The sequence below is a fragment of the Enterococcus sp. DIV1089c genome, from assembly GCF_050530965.1.
Taxonomy (GTDB): Bacteria; Bacillota; Bacilli; order Lactobacillales; family Enterococcaceae; genus Enterococcus_B; species Enterococcus_B hirae.
Window position 1 is genome coordinate 1,750,335 of the sequence record NZ_CP172888.1, and the last position, 18,041, is coordinate 1,768,375.

Genomic DNA, 18,041 nt, shown 5'->3' on the forward strand with positions numbered 1-18,041 from the left:
CTGATCACTTCCCTTGCGCCATCATTAAGTCATACAACTCTTGTTTCTTAGCAGTGGCACTGTACTTGATACCAAAAGCATCTAGTTCTTGCTTGATTTGAGGAACAGTGATTGAGTCAAAAGCTGGATCGTCAGTTTTAGTTTCTTGATCAGGCTCTTCTTGTTCTGTATTTTGATTTTTTTCTTCTGCTATTTCTGAATTATCAATTTCTTCCGCTTTTTGCTCATCGTTCTCTCTTTCATTTAAATGATGCTTACTTTCGACAAGAGCCCAATTTCCACCGGAAATAGCGAAAGGGCTGTCAAAGACAGCTCCCGTAACTTTGTTCTTATAACGCAATTTATTCGCCACCCTCCGCTGCTTTTTCAACAATACGCGCGAATCTTTCAGGAGCTAAGATTCCCCAGCCAAGAAACGCTTCTGCTCGTACATAAATTTGGTTGTGTCCCTTCAAATCCATGCCAGAGTTGTCTGGATCACCGTATTCAATGATTTCCATTGGAATCTCCTTTGCATAACCCCATTTAAAACCTTCGGTAAAATCACCGATGATCGCGCGGTCGTTTTCGCTGGCATTCATATCTGAAACAGTTTTGTTAACATCAACTGACAATCCATTAATAGTCGACGGTGCATTACCCCAAGCCAAATCTGGGAACATTGGATTACCTTGCTTATCTTGTTGTTTTGCTAGAGCTGAACGAAATGAAGGATTAATTGCCATTCCATTAACTTCTCCTTCAGAACCAGTTACTAATTCAATTGCACTTTCTACAGCACCATTTGGATCTGCAAGCCCTGTTGCCATTTCTACTTTCTGCGTTACCTTAGCGTCAAAATGGTTGGTTCCGATCACAGTGGACGGTTGCCCCGTTCGCGGATTAACTCCATGAAAGCTCATTAAATCGATCCCACGAGCTACTTTTTTTGCAAAACCATCGTTAAAAGACTCAAGAATCTCAATTTGTTCTTCTTCTGAAGCGTACATAAATTCATCGGAAATACGTGCGCCATATTCAATTTTGATTGGCGCCATTTTTTGCGGCGTTAAGGTCATCCCGCTATGAGATTTAGCTCCGCTTTCTGCAACAATATCGATTTCTGAATCCATAGTAAAAGTGAACACTTTCTCACCGTTGAACGGAATAGGCTTCTGAGCGGATAGACGAGCCAACGAGCTTTTACCTGTTACTTTGCTAATCAAATCTGTTACTAATTTCGGGTCAAATAAAGTTCCTTTTTCTAATGTCATATTTTTTATTCTCCTTCTTTTTTAAGTCCATTTAATAGTTTTTTATAAGCAGTGTTTTTATCATCGCCTAAAGATGGTTCTATATTTTTCAATGGTGGCGGTGTTTGTGGCTTCTTGCCGACATAACCAGCTAAACGTTCTGCATCAGCTTTGATACTTTCCTCGTCATCTCCGACCAAGCGATCCGCTAAATCAACAGGCAATCCGTTTTGCAACGCGATTTTAGTTCGCAAGCTTGCTGTTTCATATTCAGCAATTTTTTTATTTAGATCAGCCACTGTTTGCTCATGAGTCTTTGTAGCAGCGTTTGTTTCTTCGATGGTTGATTTCAAAGTACCGATTTCATTTTCTAATTCCGCATTACGTATCTTGATTGCATCATAATCTGAAAATTTTTCTTTTTCACGACTCAATCGCTCCTGAATAATTCGGTCCAGTTCCTCTTGTGTTTCAATTGTTTTAAATGTCATGATAAAAATCCTTTCTCCTGCTTGCCCGGCAGTTCGGTAATTTTGTGTATTAAAAAAACGACTATCAAAATTGATAATCGTTTAATACCTAATTTGTTGTTTTTTCTTAGGTTTGCTGTTACTACAAACCCAATGTGCTAAAAGTGCACTATCCATAAGACTGATATCCATATCTTCAAATTGCGATTTATAACCAAACCCGCCGTTTGAACCAATATTTCTTTTCTCACTGTTCGTAACGACTTGTGTCAGCGATGGTTGATCACAGTGGCAGATTCCTTTTTGAAAAATCCCCTGCTCCCAAAGTGAATTGGCAGTGATGATTTCTGACACTTTTGGTAAAATGGGCTCTTTTAGTTTGAAATCCTTCATTTCTTCAGCAAGGATATTTTGACTACCTGCTCCATCGATCACCACTTTTTCTACATTGGCTTTTTTAAGAAAATTGATGATCCATTGATTTCCATTTCTGACTGATTGACAGTCGATGGCTTCAACGAATATTTTTCCCGACAAAGTCCGTACAGCAATACTCATCGCGACATTTGCCCCATCGTTTCCGTATTTAATTCCAACGTATAATGAACCTTTCAACACAGGCAAAGCATTCACTTTTAGTGCTTGCCAGTCGGTTTCTGATATTGCAGATTTCTGATTGTATTTTGGCCAGTATCCGAGACGCTGAACATTGTGGTCCAATTCATCTTCACCAAGTTCGGCTTCGATTTTTCGTTCATTCAAATGATAACCCATCGATGGATTAGAATTGTACCAGGCTTCTACGTCATGAATATCTTTGATTTCATCAACCGACCATTCCGCCCAGCCTGAATACTTTGATTTCCCAAATAGCGTATTCTCACGATAATTAGTGAATACTGTACCACTAGAAACCGGCGTCGGCGGTGTTCCACACATAATTGTTAAAGGGTTATCGCTGTCAGTAACGGTATATTTCAAGGCTGACTCTTGTTCAGTGGTGTATTCTTGGGCTTCGTCAATAACCAGAAAATCAAAACCTTCACCAAGACCACCGCTAGATGTTCTGGTACGAAATTGGATCACACCGCCTGTTTCATATAATTCTAGCCGTTCCTGTCCTTTAGCTTTAATCGAATTGAAATCTGTGCCTTCAACATATCCACATTCTTCAAGATATTTTTTTAGTTTTTCAAATGAAGAATGAGACGTGCTGATTCGATGAGCCGTGTGCAAGACATTTAGCCCATTTTCCAACGCCCATATTTCGACATCGTAAACAACTTCCGTTTTACCATTCCGCCGAGGTATAGAGAATCCAAATTTTTGGTGAACCCATAATCCATCATCATCAACAGCCATGATCGCCTTTAGCATATTTACTTGCCATTCGTAGCATTTACGGCCTGTCCGCTGATAATAATCAATCGCTTCTTGATATAGAGATTTGTCATATGGCAATATTACCGATTGAGTAGGATGCTGATTACCAAGTCGTGCTTTAGTAGTCATAAATATCCCCCTTCAATCTCAATCACGCATGATAACCCTGTCGCTGGGATAAATTATTGCTTACTTTTTCTTAAATTCAACATTTTACGATTTGCAATTTTTTGTTCTTTTTGTGAGTCTCTCCAAGTTTTTGACCACACATCCTGTTTACGTCCATTGCCTGGATTATAATCAACCGTACATCGACACCTTTCATGTCTTTGATATACTTCTTTAGGTGCTTCATAGTATCCGTAAGTTCCTGCCAAACGACTGCACCACTCACAAGCATGTCCTGAAACTCTACGTGTAATTTTTGGCTGCAGACCTGCTTTTGCATGAAATTCTGCATTGGCTTTGATTCCATCATCTACAATACTTTGACTAAAATTTATAATCGGATCATCTAAAAGCCATTTGATTGACTCAAAATCTTCTTCGCTTGATATTCGATTGACTATCCCATCAATACGATCTTGATTAAATTCTGGAATCTGTCCTTTTAATCTTAGGTTTGCAGTACGATTCAATTCTGTTTGTACGTCTACGATAAAATTAGAAATCAAATCGTAATTTTTTTTCATTGTTGGATTTAAAATTCTATCAGCGATATTGAAGTACATTTTTCCATCAGGAAGAACTTCGGCAGTGATTTTGGTTCTTAACACGTCAGATAAAATTTCGCCTATTTCTATTGCAAAATTGTTTGCATCCAAATAGGTAGCTTTTTTATTCTGCAACAAAAGGAAAGCTTTTTTTAATTTTTTACTGTTATAACTTCGCTTGTCAAATTCATTTTGAATTTCTTCGAGTAAAGCTGGCACAATATCGTTATCCATTTGTTTCAGCTCCTTTAATACCTGTCAGGTCCCGCATGACTTCACTATTAACGTATCCAGGCATTGCTTGATTTAACTTAATAGCTCCGTCACCAATCAATGATAAAGCACTTGCATCGGCTTCGAATAACGGTTCCCATTTAGGTATAGTTTGATTGAATTGGTAACGATAATATGGATAATCATCTCGTAAACATGCAGCTGTATACGCCACATTCAATAAACCAGATCCAAGAGAGCGTTGCGCTTTTCGTCCTGCGAGACGCAAATTTTCATGACTAGCTTTGATTGCTTCTACGCTCGATGGGTTATCTGATGCAAATCCTAGATCGTCCATCGTTAGTCCCATTTCTCCAGCAAATCCAGCAGCTGCTGTTTTTAATTGTTCAGTGAAAGGCGTCATGCTTGATGTAGTGAATTGTCCAAGTGTCGGACTATCTCCCTCCTCATCTTTCGTGAAATCTAGCATACTTGATACGGCGGCTTTCCAGCTGTCCATCGGTTCAGAATCCTGACTTCTCCCAAGTACATACTTTTGTGGGAATGAATAAAATTCAGCGGTCACGTCAGCACGTTCAAGCGTTCGTTTAGCGTAGCGCTGATAATACATTCCTGAACGAGTAATGCGTGAACGCCCAAATGGACGAACTGGATCAGGTCGATGAACAATCGGGACCAGTAACGGATGCTTAAAACTATGTTCGATTCGATTGTCTTCCATATTGCTATCAGTATAATAATAGTCTGTGTATCCAGGACCAAAATATGCCTCGATAGTTGAGCTATTGTACTTATCTCTTTCGAGTACCGCATACCCTTCTATCAGCAATCCAGTAATTGGATCAATCACGCCAGTTGCATTGCTCGCTTCGATTACTTGCAAACGCGGCATGCCATCCTCACCTTTCGAGACATAAACAAAAGCGCAAGATGCAATCAAAGCTGAAAGCACTGCGCTATCGAAAAAAACGTCTGGATTATTGGCTTGAAAAATTTCATTTACTTCAAAATCATCATTAGCAAATTCACGAAAAACTAGACGATCAGCGAGGGCATCAACGCCTTTTGAACACCAACCTAAAACCGATCGATATTTTGATCTAATTGCTGGCGGGATTGTAATTCCGATCATCTTGTCATTGTACTTCATGGCATACTGCTTATAACGTGTATCCACACGATTTTTGTGGACATTTAACTTATTTCGCAAGTATTCAATACCTTGCAATTCCATTTAATCAACTCCTTTCAATTTCGCGCGAGAAAAAATGTACAGTGACTGCGTGAAGTACGAAGCAACCACCGGTGGGGGAAGTATGCCCCCTTTATTCTTTCGCTCAAGGCTTTTAAATTTATTTTTAGTATCTTTATACCTACCTCTTTTAACCACTGTATAAAGTCCAATCAAGGCTTTTGGGAAGGTTTCTATTTCCAATTACTTTTATTTCTTCTTTTTTATTATTGAATAGTTTGTCTGACTTCTGTCTGTTACAAGTCCAATGTGCTAGTTGCAGGTTCTCGATAGCTGACGGATGTCCTCCTTTGTTGATTGGAATAATATGATCGACAACTGGACTCATTGGATCAGGAGCTTTCAGTTTCTTGTTGATTGGTTTACCACAAATCCCACAGACATTCTCAGTCTTAAGCAGTCTCTTTCTATTCTTATCGAATGCAACACGGTGAGCGCCTTGTTTGTCAGCTCTAAGAGCCATGATACCTTACCTCCTTTATGTAAAGAAAAAGCCTAGCGTGTGCTAGACTTTAATACATTCATTTGATTTTTTGAAATAAGTATCTACATAGATTTCACCTTTGTCCCCGTATCAAGCTTAATCATGTAACAATAGACAACGATGTTCTTTTTTTATTTTGTCGAAGTCCTGTTTTAATTCTTTCGACACTACCATAATATCACTGATAAATGGCTAAAAACCGCCATCATTCCGCCAAAAAACCGCCAAATTATTTATAAGCAATTATCTTTCCATGTTTATACGCTTCTGCGAACTCTATTAGCGCTTCCGACTTCATCCGTTGTATGCTTCTTTCTGAATAGCCAATTTCACAGCTAATCCTGTAATTTGAGAAGCTATCTGGCACACAGAAGCTGTAGTAGAGTATCTGACGACTAATCAGACTAAGAGCCATTAAAGCCGCTAAAATCGCGTCTCTCTCTGCTTCTATATCCATCATCTGGATAATCGCGTCTTCTGCCTTATTCCCGTGTTTTGGTGCCTTCGGCATATCGGTTATGATAGGCGACTTAATATCTATCAAAGAGCGACCTGCCATCCGCTCCAAACGCCGAAAGTTCTTCAGCACATCTCTCGCATTACATCTTGTCTGTTTGAAATCTACCTCTCGTAACAATTGCATCAAGTCAAACCGCTCCTTTTTGTGATATAATAAACGTGTCATGTTTATTTATTTTGAGTCGGAGCGATCCGGCTTTTTTTATTTGCCTCCAATGAGTTCGATATCCATCAAACGAGCTACAGCTAAATTATCTTTACTCTTTGCTAACCACTTGTCGCATTCCATCGTATTTCCGATACGAATGATTGCAGAATGATTATAAACGTGTTCTACATATCCTCTGAACGGATAAACGAACTCTTCTGCTTCGCAACGAACCATGTCACCTACTTCGACTTTTGCTTTCTTTTTCTTCTTAGGATTCTTAGTCGGCATATCTAGCATTAAACCGCCGATTCCATGACTGCTAGCGTAAAAGCCGTCTTTTAATTTCATCCTTCCGCCACCTCCTCATATAATTCGAATTTACTAGATGGCCAACTCAAACGCTGTTTATCGTCGTCAATCAAAACGATTCTGCCAGGCATCGAAGCATCTTGAACTATATAATATTCGTTGTCCAAGAAGTATAATGACACGCCTGATCCTATTTTAGTCACTACTTTGTCACTCTTTTTGAAACCCATCATTCTACCTCCTCCTTTTCATTTATTGACGATAATAACAAAATAGATAACATGAAAATATTTGACCACAACACAAGATTGTGATATTTTTTACATAGTTTTATTTATATGGGAGTGACGAAATGCCATTTATAGTCTTTTTCTTTATATCATTATTAACAATATATATTCCTTTACCAACATTATTAATGTATTTCCATAGACTCTCAGAAAAACATGACATTATAGTCACTATAGATAAACATATATTGGTTATACTTGTCTTATTAGATTATTATATTAGCTACTATTTTCTTAAAAACTGTAAGATTAAAAAGAGATACTACTTTTATTTAATTGGATTAAATTTGATTGAATGGGGAATACATTTAAGCTTGTACTTAAAATTCAACGCTACAGCATTAACTATAGTTTTAATTTTCCAAACGATCCTTTTAATTTGCATGTTTACCTTCCCATTATCTGGTAAATTCAGAAATTACATATTTAATCAAAATTGATCCTACAATTTCACGAGGTAGCTAGATACTCTTCATAAATACTAACCAGTGTGTTTTAGCTCTCTTATTTCCATATAATGGCACATAATCAATTGCATTCAATATTTCTGATAGCTTGATTTGATCCTCGTTCCATTTAAATACAAGAGTTCCATTTGGCTTTAATACTCTGAAACATTCTTTGAATCCTAATGCTAAATCTTCTTTCCAAGTTTCGGGATTTAATTTTCCATACTTTTTGACCAACCAGCTATTCTCGCCTGCTTTAAGCAAGTGTGGCGGATCAAATACTACATGATAAAATGATTCATCTTCAAATGGCATATCTCTGAAATCTCCAATGACATTAGGATTGATATCAACGACATGTCCGCTATTTAGTTCTTCGTATTGTTTCCGAATGTCCATAAAAATTACGTTTGGATTCTGTTTATCAAACCAAAACATTCGACTACCACAACATGCATCTAATATTTTAGTCAATTACTCTACCTCTAATAACTCTTTATTCTCGTATATATTCCCGATAACTTCATAGTCAGTGTGAAATACTGGATCATAATAAATTCGATATTCTAAGTCCAAGTCTACTAGCTTACAAATTAAGCCAGAATGACACCCAGAGGCTTGAACAACAGCTTTTTCATGATCTAAGTGATTAAAACCATCACTTACACTGAAAAGTACTATATCCCCCTCAAAAATCTCTACACCGTTCTTATCTTTCAGTCCTGTGGATTGCATGAGGATATATTTATCTGGAGACATTTCAGCATGAGTGATCAACCTTCCTGCTTGTCCATATTTCATTTCTTGCCCAAATTTTTTACCTTTAAACGGTGGTACCACGCTCGAAACTTCGGTATCATTCGCTGTCCTCCTACTTCTTCTCAGTCACCGTAAACGGCACAATACTTTCTGGCATGTAATTTACTTCGTATTTGTATTCATTGACCTTCGCGCCTTCTAAATCTTCAACCACATACATGTTCCAACTAGTCATGTTCACAAGATGTCTTTTGTACTGTTTCTTTCCTGTTTCAACTAGAATAACGAGTTTATTTTTATCTTCCGTATCAACATCTGTCGTAGACTGTCTTTACATATCATACAAATAGATAAATCCATGGTGTCTCATGTTCTGAGTCACATCAAAAGCATTCAACCTCTTGGTTAACTTCTGGAATGAATTTCTTTTTCTGCTCATTTTCAAACCTTCCTAACCTTTCTTTTAAAAACGCTCTTCCTTGAACGTCTTGCCATATTTTTTAGCTAATATCAACGGCACTTGATAACGATGGCAGAACAGTTTCGCTTTGATTTTAAAATCTTTTGTCTGCATTCCTTTGACATCTACAACTTTCACAAGCTTACCGTTTTTATAAAACGTGAAGTCAGGAATATACTCGATTTTACGGTACTTCTTGCCTTCCAATTCAAATTTTGGCAATAGTTCAAATTTTTCCTGAAGCTTTACTTTCCAGCCGTTTGCTTCCGCTTGCCATACTGCCAGATCATAGTACTCTGCTTCTGCTACAGAATCGAATTTGATCTCACGATGAACCGTTTTTCGATTGCGATATTTGTTCATGCTGTCGCTCCTTTTACTGGTTTTAATCGTTTATCGGTTGTTTGAGAAAAGACCATCGTAAATCCATCAGAATTGACAAATATTCTTGATGTTGTCCTCATACCGTAAGCCTTTTTCAACTCTTCCCCAAGCAAGTTCGTTGTGATAATCGTTGCTAAGTTCTGTCGTGCATCCAAGAACGAATTCAACGTGTTTATGCCAAATGCTCGACTATCTGAAGTATCTTTTCCTAGCTCTGAACCGATATCATCAATGACGACTAAATCCGCCGTTTTGATATCTGCAATCAACGATCCCTCAATCGTTTTTCTAAGTTCAGGATTGTTGTACGAAAACTTGATTTGATCCAGCATTTCCTGTAACCCGATAAACAAGATTTTCTTGTCGTAGTTTGATCGCCTCAAAACTTCCCAAGCCGCTGCCATCGCTAGGTGACTTTTACCTGTTCCCTGTTTGCCAGTTAAAACAAGATGACTTGGATTTCCTAACAAGACTGAATTAACAAAGCGTTTGGTTACTTCAACCGCTTGTCTTGTTTCTTGATCAACGATTTGATAATTCTGCAATGTACAATCAAACAACGCTTTATTAGGCACGACAGAACCACCTTTGAAAAAATTGATAGCTCTTGCTTTCAGACTTTCGTTGTACATTTGCTCTGTTTGTAAGTCTTCCTGAACTCGCAATGCTTTATACCCACATTGCATACAAGTTGGTTTACAACGATCTGAGCCATCAGGATTCTTCGTACGCCATCCATACAAGGGCTGTCCGCATTCAGGACATTCGCCACGTTGGACAAGCACTTTCTGTATTAGTTTTTCCATGATTTCTCCAACGGTTTCCATGCCTACGCCTCCTCTCAAATAGGCAACTCATCTGTGCTAAATTTCTCGTATTCAAGCGTTTTATTTGCATTTCTAGGTGATTTTGAATAATGACCTTGCAAATACTTTCTCACTTTCTCAACGGTGTCTAGTTGCTTGTTTTCCCAGTTTTTTAGCACTCTATCGAGATAGTTATAATTTTTAGCACCATTTTTTAGCATTTCTTCAATCGCCATGATGACAATTTCATCTTGTCCTTGAAAATCATTTACCCAAAAACGAATAGATTCTAAAACCATTGGTGCTTCTGCTGGATTCACTTGATTTAGCCAATAGCTCTCTGCGATATTTTCTGAATGAATATCTATACTAGATCTAGAAGAAGATACTCTTGTTTCATTTACTTTACTTTTATTTCCTTTACTTTGGGGATTAATGTCAGCATTATCTCTTTCATCTTGTGTATTAATGTTTGCGTTAATTACATACTTAGTTGGTTTTGGTGATTTTCGTCTTTTTGTCGCTTCAAAGTAGGTGGCTTGGATATTCTCACTCGTAAGCACCTCGACCGAGTCAAACAGTTGTTTATCAAAAAAACCCCATTTGACTAAGCGGTTCACTATTTGATTGAGCATTTCCTTACTTACTCCTGGCAGGCGTTTTAAAAGAGTAGCTTGCGTTAAATCATTCCACAAAATGAAATATCCTTTTTTATATATCGCACAAAGCAGTTTGATTACCGCAATTTCTCCTTTAAGTCCAAATTCCCCAGCAATAGCCTCTATTTTTTCATCTTCGAAAACATCAACATCAAGAGGAAAATAATCAAGACCTTCTTTTGTTGGTCTTGCCACACTATCACCTCCTTAGATAAGCGAGGGGAAACTCCCTCGCTATAGTGGTGGGTTCATATCATCGAACAATGAATCCTGTTGTTCATCTGTATTTGCTGTTTCTTCGTATTCATCAAACGCTGATGACACGTCTTCCACTTTTTCTGCTTCTTTACGTTCTGATTCAATTGGTTCTGCATCATTTAAAGTAACTTCTTCTACAAGATCATTATTTTCATCAAATCGAAAAACTCTTTCATCAGAAGTAACCGCATTTTGCATTTCTACAGATAAAATCCCCCATTTAGCTAACATGTTACGTAAGACGGTTTTTATCGCCATCGCATCATAATTCTCTTTCCACGCTCCAGTTAGCTTTGTTTTATCAAACCCTTTGGCATGTTTAATACGATGAGCTTCCACTTCTTGCTTTGTCCAATAAACAGTTTTTTTAAACCCATTTAGTAATTCAAAAAATCCAACATAACCGATGACTCGATCAGATTGTTTCGCATTGTAGTCAAACTGAAACTCTTCTGTCAGAGGATTCCATTCAATTAATTGCCCTTCATAAATTTCTATTGCATTAAGTGCTTTGTATTGTCCAGAACGTTGTGCTAACTGAATATAGCCTTTGTATCCTAGGATGAATTGGGCTTCGTTATGCGTAATCCAATCTTTTCCTACCTTTTCTTTCCGATTAAATGGAACAATATAGGCATATCCTAAATTTTTATCTATTGGTAAATCCATCGTTGCTGCTTTTAAAGCAGAAGCGATGATTGTCATCGGCTCTGCTTTAGATAAATAATCATCGCCACCAACTAACGTTAAAAGAGAACCCATAAAAGCATCTGATTTTTCGTGTAAAATATCATTGAATTTCTTTTTCATAGCTGGCTGACTCATCAATGTTTTAAAACCTAATTTTGAAACATCCACTGCTTGATTGTTTTTTTCTGTTAGTTGATTCTTTAAATCTTTACTTGTTGCCATATCACTGAATCTCCTTTATCACTAATCTATTTGAAGTTGATAAACTGTAAATTTCCTCATCTTTCATCACATATGGATATTTCTCTGCTATTTTCTTCAAGTCTTTTCGTTTAGAAACGACTGATTTTAAACAAATAATCCGATTAGGTGTGATACCTGTAGAGGCATTCTTTATTCCAAGTTCCTGAATAATTTGATTGTCGATTTGTCGAATACTCTTCTCTAGTTCCTTCTTATTTTTGAGTAACTCTTCTTTTTGATCGAGTAGAACATCATAATCAGCATGAAGCATAATTTCAGTTGAATCTAATTCTGAATAACGCTCTTTTAGAAAATCTGACGTTGCTTTACTTCCATCGATCAGTGGCTCTTCTCCGCCGATAATGTTCGTTTCCCAAAAATCAACTAACCGTTCTGTGATGATGTCAATCAGTTCTTGATCTCGTTCAACTCGTTTCCATATAAATCTTTGACCACCAATCAACACAGCGATATAACAATAATCCTTGTTCAAAACATTCATGTAATGTTGCACTTGACACAAATAACTAAGTGGCACTTCTTCTCCTTCCCATTCTTTGCTAAAAAATTGATTCGCTGTTTTACATTCAAGAATGGCATTTTCTCCTACTACATCACGATCGATATTTGCTCTTAAGAATGGATGTAACGGATGTTCAAACACTTGGTTTCTTCTACGGACCTTTTTGCCTGTTCGTTCTTGAAATTCTTTGGCAACAACTTCTTCTAAAACATTGCCCCAATAAGCTGGTTCGCTCTCTGAATCTTTTAATTCAATTTGACCCGTTTTCTCAAGCCATAATTGATAAGGGGATTTGTATTTATTCAATCCAAGTACTGTTGCGACATCAGAACCACCAATACCTCTTTTGCGGTCTTCGAGCCATTCTTGATGGCTCATGTCTAAAGTTGATTTACTCATCTTCATCCTCCTCAGTTTGTGGTCTTCCCCAATCTGGAGTATTTAGGTATTGATCTAACGATGAGGCAAAGTCATTCATTAAACATCATCTCCTTTGTAGCCTTACATGCAGGACAATCGCAATCATTAGTTCGTATACTTTCTTTAAACTTATCGTTCATTAGTGTTAGTACAATTGTTTGCAAAGCAAATGTTCCACCAAATACAACAGTTGCTTCATCTACACTTGGATCAATCGCCCCAAGAGTGATGGCTACATCACTTTCGTTACACTCATGTATTAGTTCTTCAATTAAATTTTTAATTTTTGGATTCATATGGTAAAATCTCCTTAGTTATGTTTTTTTATGTTACCGATTAGCGACGGCCATCGCTGGTCGGTCTTTTTTGTGTTGGCATTTTGAAACTTTCTCTTACAGCAGTAACAACTACTAAAGTTCCCCAATAAATCAGCGCATATGCCGGGTTGATACTTGTCAGTATGATTGCTACAAGACACATAAGCAAAGCGCTTTTGACAGTCATTTTAAAAACCGTTCTCATTGCTTCACATTCCTTTCTAATTAGTATTGCGTTCTTCCCATTCCTTCACTAACTCGAAGTCATACTGCAAAACACCTCGAACCCTTCGAGAAGGTAACGGATCATTTTTTGAATTCGTCCATTTAGAAATAGTAGCTAATGAGACACCGAAATATTCAGCAATGTCTTTAGCTTTCTTCCAAACTCTTTCTTTTGGTTGCTTTTTTTGAACTAAAGGGACCACTCTTTCCATTTGTGAAATCTTCATTTTAATTCTCCTTTCATGTATCCTTGACTGATCCAATAAGTTAAACGCTGCTCGCTTAGTTGACGAATATCAATTCCAAGAATTTCGCATAGTACACTGATCAGAGTCACTTCAATCATGATCTCGTCTAAAAACTCATATGCATATGAAATGATTTGCTGACGATCCTCAGCGGTTAAATAATCCTCATTTTTGAGAAGAATTTTCTCAACTTCTTGTTTCTTTTGTTTTCGCTCATCGGATTCTATCATTTGAAGCTTATCTAGTGACGAGGGGTCTCTTCTATAAACATCTCCATCAATTGATTTAAATAATCCAAAAAATTTATGGATTACATGGAGAGTAAAATCTGAATCCCGAAAATGATCAGTTAAAGCTTGAGCATTTTCTAACGTCACAGGCTTAGTATTATGTGGCGTTGTCCAATCACTCAATGACTGTTGAGATACATTAACTTGCTTTGCAATTTTTTTCTTCGTTTTGCCACTCTTATTTATCACCTTAATTAATGATTCTCGAATGACAGCTGATTTTTTTAACAGTTTGAACACCTCAATTTCTTATTCGCACGTATATCAATACGAGCAATTTTTTTGTACTATTAATTTAAAGAATCAAACAAAAGCTGTTTCGTCTAATTCACGTTCAAGCTCTTTTTGAACTTCTTCAACTAAAAGATCAAGTTGAACATCTGTAGCACATTTGATGATGTGTACTAGTCTAGGTCTTGCATCAAGTACGATGTTTATTTTTTCTCGGCGTGACATAAAAAGCACTCCTTTTTTAGTTAACTAATATTTGGTAAACAATTGAAACAATAATAGAAAGTAATATTGACAAAACTATCGTACAAAATTTACCTTCAAGAAAATCTTTATTGTTCTTTTTTATTTGATCGTCTCGTTATGTGTCATTTTGTTACTTTGATAGTTAAAAAAAATAGTCCAATCAAAGGATAAAACAGTAGCAATTTTCATAGCTACATATGGACTAGGACTTCTCTTGCCACTCTCAATCATACTATAATAAGAACGCTGAATTCCTGATCTTTTAGCTACTTTTTCTTGAGTTAGATTTTGTTGCTCTCTTTTTTCAATTAGCCATTTCCTCATCATATACCTCCTATTCATGTGTCATTTCGTTACAAACACATTATAAGTAACATATGGTTACTTGTCAACGGAATAAGTAACAAAAAGTTACTTGTTTTTCGATTCATTTATACGTAACAGCATGTTACCCTTTATATAGAAAGTGGGTGTCTAAATGTTTCCAGAAAAAATCAAAGAATTGAGGCTTTCAAAGAAAATGACACAACAAGAAGTTGCTGATAAGTTAGGAATTACTCGCCCTGCTTATACAGCCTATGAAAGTGGAAAGAGAGAGCCTGACTTTTCTATTCTTCAATCTTTAGCTAATATTTTTGATGTTACTACTGATTATTTATTAGGAAGAAATAAAACGCCAAAATGGGCCGATGAAAATGATTTAATTGAGTTAGATAAAATGCTCGATTCCAACGTTAACATGGCTTATGGTGGTGAAACATTAACAGATGAAGAGAAACAACGGGTAAAAGATGTTTTAACTGGTCTATTTTGGGAATTTAGAAAAGAAGACAAAAGTAAAGAGAAGTGATTTTCTATGGAGATGGACGTAATTAGTCTAGTCGGTAGACTAAAACAAAAATATAATTCTGCTAATCCCTTTACTATTTGTGAAAAAATGGATATTCAAATTAGATACGTTCCCTTTTTGAATAACCCAAAGGGGCAATTTCAAGAATTATTAGGACGCTCAATTATTCTTCTAAATCACGAACTGAAGTATTCTGAAGAACGGTTCTATATTTGCGCTCACGAACTTGGTCACGCTATATTTCATCGTGGGTTATCTAGCTATTACGTATCAACAAAAACATCCAGAAGTAAATCAGAGAGCGAAGCGAATTGCTTTGCCGCTAATCTCATTGTTTCTCTTTATAAAGAAGACAACGATAAATACCCTAGAAAAGTCGAGGAATTAACAAATTTGTATGGGCTTCCTGAAAGCGTGTATAGATTTTTAATTTAATTGGCGGCTACTACTTCCTGCCCTAAGTGGGAGTGAAAAAAATACCGGAGGAAAACTATGGAGTTAGAAAAATTTCAAGATACATTAAAACAATTAGGAAAACGAGTTGTTGAGCTTAAAGATAGTATCGGAACCGAGGAAGCTACTAAAACTTCTCTAATTATGCCTTTTTTCGCAGCATTAGGCTATGATTTATTTAATCCAACCGAATTCGTACCAGAATTTACTGCAGATGTTGGAATAAAGAAAGGTGAAAAAGTTGATTATGCAATTGTTCTTGAAGGTCAACCAACTATACTTATAGAAGCAAAATCAATTAATGAACAATTAACAAAACATGATTCTCAATTATTCAGATATTTCGGCACTACAGTATCGAAATTTGGAATATTAACTAACGGAGAAGAGTATAAATTTTTTACTGATTTAGATGAACCAAATAAAATGGATCTTACACCATTTTTGACTGTTAATATTACTAAAATTAAAGACAGCCAAATCCCAGAATTAGCTAAATTTCACAAAGATAATTTTGACGTAGATAAAATTACGAGCTCTGCAGCTGAGCTTAAATATTTAAATTCATTAAAAAATTATCTTTCTTCTGAACTCAATGATCCAACTGAAGATTTCGTAAAATATTTACTTACTGAAATTTATGATGGTATGAAAACTAAACAAACCGTTGAAAAATTTAAACCTATTATAAAAAAAGGGCTAAACCAATTTATTGCTGAAAGAGTAAATGATAAACTGAGTGCTGCTTTAAAGACATCCGTCACTGTTGAGGACAATGAAACTAAATCAGAATCTAATACTACAGATGAAACAGATAGTGAAATTGTTACGACCCCTGAAGAATTAGAAGCTTATACTATTTGTAAAGTAGTCTTAAAAGATACGATTCCTTTGGATCGATTATTCTATCGTGACAATAGAAGTTATTTCAATATTTTGTTAGATGATAATATAAGAAAATGGATTTTACGTGTCCGATTTAATACAAACGGAATGAAAATTGAGCTGAATGATGAAAATCATACAGTTTATGAATTAAAAGAACCAATAGATATCTATAACTATTCAAACCAAATTATTGATGTTGTAAATAAATTTTTATAATAAAGCCTTCGGGCTTTTCTTTTTAGATACAAAAGAACATAGGTTCGTATTTTATTTTTATTAGTACGAATCTTATCTAAATACACATTTTAATAAATATACCCAACTTGAAATATCTTACTATTGGGCATGAATTACGAAAGGATTGATTTTAATGGCCTCCATTAAAAAGTACTATTTAAAAAAATCAAAAGATTACCGTTATGAAGTCTATGTATCAAATGGGATTGATCCCGGGACAAAGTTACAAAGAAAAATTCATAAAAAAGGATTTAAAAGTTTTGAAGAAGCTGAAAAATTCGCAAAAATCATTGAAGGACAAATAGCTTCTGAAGAATATATACAAAATAATCCTAAGAAATTAACTATAGAAAAATTCATGGACGATTGGATTAATAACTATAAAATGAATGTTAAAGAAGGAACAAGAATAGTTCATAGGGCAAATATAAAAATGTACATCAATCCTTATATTGGAAAATATAAACTAGATAAATATACTAGAGCTGATCATCAAAGATTCATCAATCAGTTACTTACTAAAAAGGGTTTAGGTAGAACTAAGGAAGGTCTCTCAGTAACAACAGCCAAAAGTATCAATGCCACTCTTAGCAATGCTTTCAAAAAAGCTATTCAGTTAGGATATATAAAGAATAACCCTACTAGTTTTGTTGAGTTTCCAAGAAATCTATCTGATAAAAAGAAAGTTAGATATTATACTTTTGATCAATCTGAACTATTTCTCGAATTTGCCAAAAAAGAGAAATCATTTATATGGTATCCCTTTTTTCTTATTATATTTGATCAAGGATTGCGAAAATCAGAAGCTTTAGGGCTACAATGGGCTGATATTGATTTTTCTCAGAATACACTTAATATCAAACGTGAACGACTTGGGGCTGCTGAAAAAGGACCTAACAAAGGTTTAATTATTACAGATGACACAAAAACCCCATCTGGTACACGATCATTGCCTATGACAAAACGAGTAAAGAAAGCCTTATTGACTTTAAGAAATCAAGTAATAAAAGAATTTGGTTTTTTACCTGAAACAGATGACCACGAAGCATTTATTTTTATAAATACTTACGGTAAAAATAAAGGTATTCCAATAAGAGATCGAACCGTTAACGGTGCTTCTCATAGAATTGAAAAACGTGCCAATCTCCCCCACATAACTGTGCATGATGGTAGACATACTTTTGCAGCTAGAACGAGACAAGCAGGAATACCTTTAGAAGATATCAAAGATTTTTTAGGACATAAAGATGTTTCTACTACACAAGTCTATGCCCATATTTCTCCCGAAGTGAAAAAAAGATCAATGAACCAATTAGAAAACTATATAGAAGAGCAAATAAAAAAGCACTCAAATTGAGCGCTTTTTTA

Annotated in this window: 27 protein-coding genes and 3 pseudogenes; 5 read left to right on the plus strand and 25 right to left on the minus strand. The window is 35.9% G+C overall.

Annotation, left to right across the window (positions count from 1 at the left end):
- Window positions 1-4: 4 nt before the first annotated feature.
- The 11 genes and pseudogenes from IGL30_RS08175 to IGL30_RS08225 form a co-directional block, all read right to left on the minus strand.
- Window positions 5-340, minus strand: a complete 336-nt coding sequence (locus IGL30_RS08175; RefSeq protein WP_375371667.1) for a hypothetical protein — start codon at window positions 338-340, stop codon at window positions 5-7.
- A 1-nt stretch (window position 341) separates the two neighbouring features.
- The gene (locus IGL30_RS08180; protein WP_430618164.1) at window positions 342-1,253 is read right to left on the minus strand and encodes a phage major capsid protein; all 912 of its coding nucleotides are present in this window, start codon (window positions 1,251-1,253) and stop codon (window positions 342-344) included.
- 5 nt (window positions 1,254-1,258) lie between these two features.
- On the minus strand, window positions 1,259-1,723 hold the full coding sequence (locus IGL30_RS08185; RefSeq protein ID WP_240273425.1) for a capsid assembly scaffolding protein Gp46 family protein: 465 nt from the start codon (window positions 1,721-1,723) through the stop codon (window positions 1,259-1,261).
- 81 nt (window positions 1,724-1,804) lie between these two features.
- Window positions 1,805-3,214, minus strand: a complete 1,410-nt coding sequence (locus IGL30_RS08190) for a terminase (RefSeq protein WP_240274158.1) — start codon at window positions 3,212-3,214, stop codon at window positions 1,805-1,807.
- Window positions 3,215-3,267: 53 nt separating this feature from the next.
- A complete protein-coding gene (locus IGL30_RS08195) occupies window positions 3,268-4,032 on the minus strand; it encodes a hypothetical protein (protein ID WP_073984646.1) in 765 nt (254 codons plus the stop codon).
- The gene (locus tag IGL30_RS08200) at window positions 4,025-5,266 is read right to left on the minus strand and encodes a hypothetical protein (protein WP_375371669.1); all 1,242 of its coding nucleotides are present in this window, start codon (window positions 5,264-5,266) and stop codon (window positions 4,025-4,027) included. The genes IGL30_RS08195 and IGL30_RS08200 overlap by 8 nt, the downstream gene beginning before the upstream one ends.
- Before the next feature lie 148 nt (window positions 5,267-5,414).
- The gene (locus IGL30_RS08205; protein WP_206600208.1) at window positions 5,415-5,750 is read right to left on the minus strand and encodes an HNH endonuclease; all 336 of its coding nucleotides are present in this window, start codon (window positions 5,748-5,750) and stop codon (window positions 5,415-5,417) included.
- Window positions 5,751-5,789: 39 nt separating this feature from the next.
- A pseudogene (locus IGL30_RS08210) lies at window positions 5,790-5,852 on the minus strand (DUF6275 family protein); the annotation flags it as partial.
- A gap of 145 nt (window positions 5,853-5,997) precedes the next feature.
- Entirely contained in the window at window positions 5,998-6,411 is a 414-nt protein-coding gene (locus tag IGL30_RS08215) for an ArpU family phage packaging/lysis transcriptional regulator (protein ID WP_240273423.1), read from the minus strand.
- A 78-nt stretch (window positions 6,412-6,489) separates the two neighbouring features.
- Window positions 6,490-6,786 carry a hypothetical protein gene (locus IGL30_RS08220; protein ID WP_034698471.1) on the minus strand — a complete coding sequence of 99 codons (297 nt, stop codon included), beginning with the start codon at window positions 6,784-6,786 and terminating at the stop codon, window positions 6,490-6,492.
- Complete coding sequence (locus IGL30_RS08225) at window positions 6,783-6,980, minus strand: hypothetical protein (RefSeq protein ID WP_010718393.1); 198 nt, start codon at window positions 6,978-6,980, stop codon at window positions 6,783-6,785. Before IGL30_RS08225 ends, IGL30_RS08220 begins: the two co-directional genes overlap by 4 nt.
- 119 nt (window positions 6,981-7,099) lie before the next feature.
- On the opposite strand from IGL30_RS08225, the gene IGL30_RS08230 reads away from it, so the two are divergent.
- Window positions 7,100-7,477, plus strand: a complete 378-nt coding sequence (locus IGL30_RS08230; RefSeq protein ID WP_080704590.1) for a hypothetical protein — start codon at window positions 7,100-7,102, stop codon at window positions 7,475-7,477.
- A 21-nt stretch (window positions 7,478-7,498) separates the two neighbouring features.
- Here the strand turns inward: IGL30_RS08230 and IGL30_RS08235 are convergent, their stop codons facing one another.
- The 14 genes and pseudogenes from IGL30_RS08235 to IGL30_RS08300 all read right to left on the minus strand — a co-directional run bounded on the left by IGL30_RS08235 (window position 7,499) and on the right by IGL30_RS08300 (window position 14,569).
- Window positions 7,499-7,960 carry a class I SAM-dependent methyltransferase gene (locus IGL30_RS08235; RefSeq protein ID WP_002325355.1) on the minus strand — a complete coding sequence of 154 codons (462 nt, stop codon included), beginning with the start codon at window positions 7,958-7,960 and terminating at the stop codon, window positions 7,499-7,501.
- Window positions 7,961-8,346: pseudogene (locus IGL30_RS08240) on the minus strand (YopX family protein). It abuts the gene before it with no gap.
- Between the two features lie 11 nt (window positions 8,347-8,357).
- Window positions 8,358-8,558 (minus strand): annotated as a pseudogene (locus IGL30_RS08245) (hypothetical protein); the annotation flags it as partial.
- Between the two features lie 150 nt (window positions 8,559-8,708).
- On the minus strand, window positions 8,709-9,068 hold the full coding sequence (locus tag IGL30_RS08250; RefSeq protein ID WP_034698477.1) for a DUF1064 domain-containing protein: 360 nt from the start codon (window positions 9,066-9,068) through the stop codon (window positions 8,709-8,711).
- Complete coding sequence (locus IGL30_RS08255; RefSeq protein ID WP_010719519.1) at window positions 9,065-9,916, minus strand: ATP-binding protein; 852 nt, start codon at window positions 9,914-9,916, stop codon at window positions 9,065-9,067. The genes IGL30_RS08250 and IGL30_RS08255 overlap by 4 nt, the downstream gene beginning before the upstream one ends.
- A gap of 14 nt (window positions 9,917-9,930) precedes the next feature.
- Window positions 9,931-10,749 carry a Lin1244/Lin1753 domain-containing protein gene (locus tag IGL30_RS08260; protein WP_010720131.1) on the minus strand — a complete coding sequence of 273 codons (819 nt, stop codon included), beginning with the start codon at window positions 10,747-10,749 and terminating at the stop codon, window positions 9,931-9,933.
- A 39-nt stretch (window positions 10,750-10,788) separates the two neighbouring features.
- Window positions 10,789-11,724: a recombinase RecT gene (locus tag IGL30_RS08265; protein ID WP_081123841.1), complete on the minus strand. Its 936-nt coding sequence runs from the start codon at window positions 11,722-11,724 to the stop codon at window positions 10,789-10,791.
- A 1-nt stretch (window position 11,725) separates the two neighbouring features.
- Window positions 11,726-12,673 (minus strand): YqaJ viral recombinase family protein, encoded by a 948-nt coding sequence (locus IGL30_RS08270; protein ID WP_179287073.1) that lies wholly within the window; start codon window positions 12,671-12,673, stop codon window positions 11,726-11,728.
- A 65-nt stretch (window positions 12,674-12,738) separates the two neighbouring features.
- Window positions 12,739-12,984 carry a hypothetical protein gene (locus IGL30_RS08275; protein ID WP_010718397.1) on the minus strand — a complete coding sequence of 82 codons (246 nt, stop codon included), beginning with the start codon at window positions 12,982-12,984 and terminating at the stop codon, window positions 12,739-12,741.
- A 40-nt stretch (window positions 12,985-13,024) separates the two neighbouring features.
- On the minus strand, window positions 13,025-13,210 hold the full coding sequence (locus IGL30_RS08280) for a hypothetical protein (RefSeq protein WP_010718398.1): 186 nt from the start codon (window positions 13,208-13,210) through the stop codon (window positions 13,025-13,027).
- 16 nt (window positions 13,211-13,226) lie between these two features.
- Window positions 13,227-13,457: a DNA-binding protein gene (locus IGL30_RS08285; RefSeq protein ID WP_010718399.1), complete on the minus strand. Its 231-nt coding sequence runs from the start codon at window positions 13,455-13,457 to the stop codon at window positions 13,227-13,229.
- A complete protein-coding gene (locus tag IGL30_RS08290; RefSeq protein WP_081123691.1) occupies window positions 13,454-14,008 on the minus strand; it encodes a hypothetical protein in 555 nt (184 codons plus the stop codon). Before IGL30_RS08290 ends, IGL30_RS08285 begins: the two co-directional genes overlap by 4 nt.
- A 63-nt stretch (window positions 14,009-14,071) precedes the next feature.
- Window positions 14,072-14,224, minus strand: a complete 153-nt coding sequence (locus IGL30_RS08295) for a hypothetical protein (RefSeq protein WP_240273422.1) — start codon at window positions 14,222-14,224, stop codon at window positions 14,072-14,074.
- 120 nt (window positions 14,225-14,344) lie between these two features.
- Window positions 14,345-14,569 (minus strand): helix-turn-helix transcriptional regulator, encoded by a 225-nt coding sequence (locus IGL30_RS08300; RefSeq protein WP_165482094.1) that lies wholly within the window; start codon window positions 14,567-14,569, stop codon window positions 14,345-14,347.
- A gap of 154 nt (window positions 14,570-14,723) precedes the next feature.
- On the opposite strand from IGL30_RS08300, the gene IGL30_RS08305 reads away from it, so the two are divergent.
- The 4 genes from IGL30_RS08305 to IGL30_RS08320 all read left to right on the plus strand — a co-directional run bounded on the left by IGL30_RS08305 (window position 14,724) and on the right by IGL30_RS08320 (window position 18,030).
- Window positions 14,724-15,095 carry a helix-turn-helix domain-containing protein gene (locus IGL30_RS08305; RefSeq protein ID WP_002320147.1) on the plus strand — a complete coding sequence of 124 codons (372 nt, stop codon included), beginning with the start codon at window positions 14,724-14,726 and terminating at the stop codon, window positions 15,093-15,095.
- A gap of 6 nt (window positions 15,096-15,101) precedes the next feature.
- Entirely contained in the window at window positions 15,102-15,530 is a 429-nt protein-coding gene (locus tag IGL30_RS08310) for an ImmA/IrrE family metallo-endopeptidase (protein WP_010718404.1), read from the plus strand.
- A 57-nt stretch (window positions 15,531-15,587) separates the two neighbouring features.
- The gene (locus IGL30_RS08315; RefSeq protein ID WP_053766638.1) at window positions 15,588-16,652 is read left to right on the plus strand and encodes a type I restriction endonuclease; all 1,065 of its coding nucleotides are present in this window, start codon (window positions 15,588-15,590) and stop codon (window positions 16,650-16,652) included.
- Between the two features lie 154 nt (window positions 16,653-16,806).
- A complete protein-coding gene (locus IGL30_RS08320; protein WP_240274159.1) occupies window positions 16,807-18,030 on the plus strand; it encodes a site-specific integrase in 1,224 nt (407 codons plus the stop codon).
- Window positions 18,031-18,041 lie beyond the last annotated feature (11 nt).

Coding starts and splice junctions, on each gene's coding strand:
- IGL30_RS08280 (WP_010718398.1), bottom strand. CDS start 13,210: ATGAGAACGGTTTTTAAAATGACTGTCAAAAGCGCTTTGCTTATGTGT.
- IGL30_RS08220 (WP_034698471.1), bottom strand. CDS start 6,786: ATGAAATTAAAAGACGGCTTTTACGCTAGCAGTCATGGAATCGGCGGT.
- IGL30_RS08305 (WP_002320147.1), top strand. CDS start 14,724: ATGTTTCCAGAAAAAATCAAAGAATTGAGGCTTTCAAAGAAAATGACA.
- IGL30_RS08315 (WP_053766638.1), top strand. CDS start 15,588: ATGGAGTTAGAAAAATTTCAAGATACATTAAAACAATTAGGAAAACGA.
- IGL30_RS08320 (WP_240274159.1), top strand. CDS start 16,807: ATGGCCTCCATTAAAAAGTACTATTTAAAAAAATCAAAAGATTACCGT.
- IGL30_RS08225 (WP_010718393.1), bottom strand. CDS start 6,980: ATGATGGGTTTCAAAAAGAGTGACAAAGTAGTGACTAAAATAGGATCA.
- IGL30_RS08265 (WP_081123841.1), bottom strand. CDS start 11,724: ATGGCAACAAGTAAAGATTTAAAGAATCAACTAACAGAAAAAAACAAT.
- IGL30_RS08250 (WP_034698477.1), bottom strand. CDS start 9,068: ATGAACAAATATCGCAATCGAAAAACGGTTCATCGTGAGATCAAATTC.
- IGL30_RS08275 (WP_010718397.1), bottom strand. CDS start 12,984: ATGAATCCAAAAATTAAAAATTTAATTGAAGAACTAATACATGAGTGT.
- IGL30_RS08310 (WP_010718404.1), top strand. CDS start 15,102: ATGGAGATGGACGTAATTAGTCTAGTCGGTAGACTAAAACAAAAATAT.
- IGL30_RS08300 (WP_165482094.1), bottom strand. CDS start 14,569: ATGAGGAAATGGCTAATTGAAAAAAGAGAGCAACAAAATCTAACTCAA.
- IGL30_RS08195 (WP_073984646.1), bottom strand. CDS start 4,032: ATGGATAACGATATTGTGCCAGCTTTACTCGAAGAAATTCAAAATGAA.
- IGL30_RS08255 (WP_010719519.1), bottom strand. CDS start 9,916: ATGGAAACCGTTGGAGAAATCATGGAAAAACTAATACAGAAAGTGCTT.
- IGL30_RS08190 (WP_240274158.1), bottom strand. CDS start 3,214: ATGACTACTAAAGCACGACTTGGTAATCAGCATCCTACTCAATCGGTA.
- IGL30_RS08285 (WP_010718399.1), bottom strand. CDS start 13,457: ATGAAGATTTCACAAATGGAAAGAGTGGTCCCTTTAGTTCAAAAAAAG.
- IGL30_RS08180 (WP_430618164.1), bottom strand. CDS start 1,253: ATGACATTAGAAAAAGGAACTTTATTTGACCCGAAATTAGTAACAGAT.
- IGL30_RS08200 (WP_375371669.1), bottom strand. CDS start 5,266: ATGGAATTGCAAGGTATTGAATACTTGCGAAATAAGTTAAATGTCCAC.
- IGL30_RS08230 (WP_080704590.1), top strand. CDS start 7,100: ATGCCATTTATAGTCTTTTTCTTTATATCATTATTAACAATATATATT.
- IGL30_RS08185 (WP_240273425.1), bottom strand. CDS start 1,723: ATGACATTTAAAACAATTGAAACACAAGAGGAACTGGACCGAATTATT.
- IGL30_RS08295 (WP_240273422.1), bottom strand. CDS start 14,224: ATGTCACGCCGAGAAAAAATAAACATCGTACTTGATGCAAGACCTAGA.
- IGL30_RS08215 (WP_240273423.1), bottom strand. CDS start 6,411: ATGCAATTGTTACGAGAGGTAGATTTCAAACAGACAAGATGTAATGCG.
- IGL30_RS08270 (WP_179287073.1), bottom strand. CDS start 12,673: ATGAAGATGAGTAAATCAACTTTAGACATGAGCCATCAAGAATGGCTC.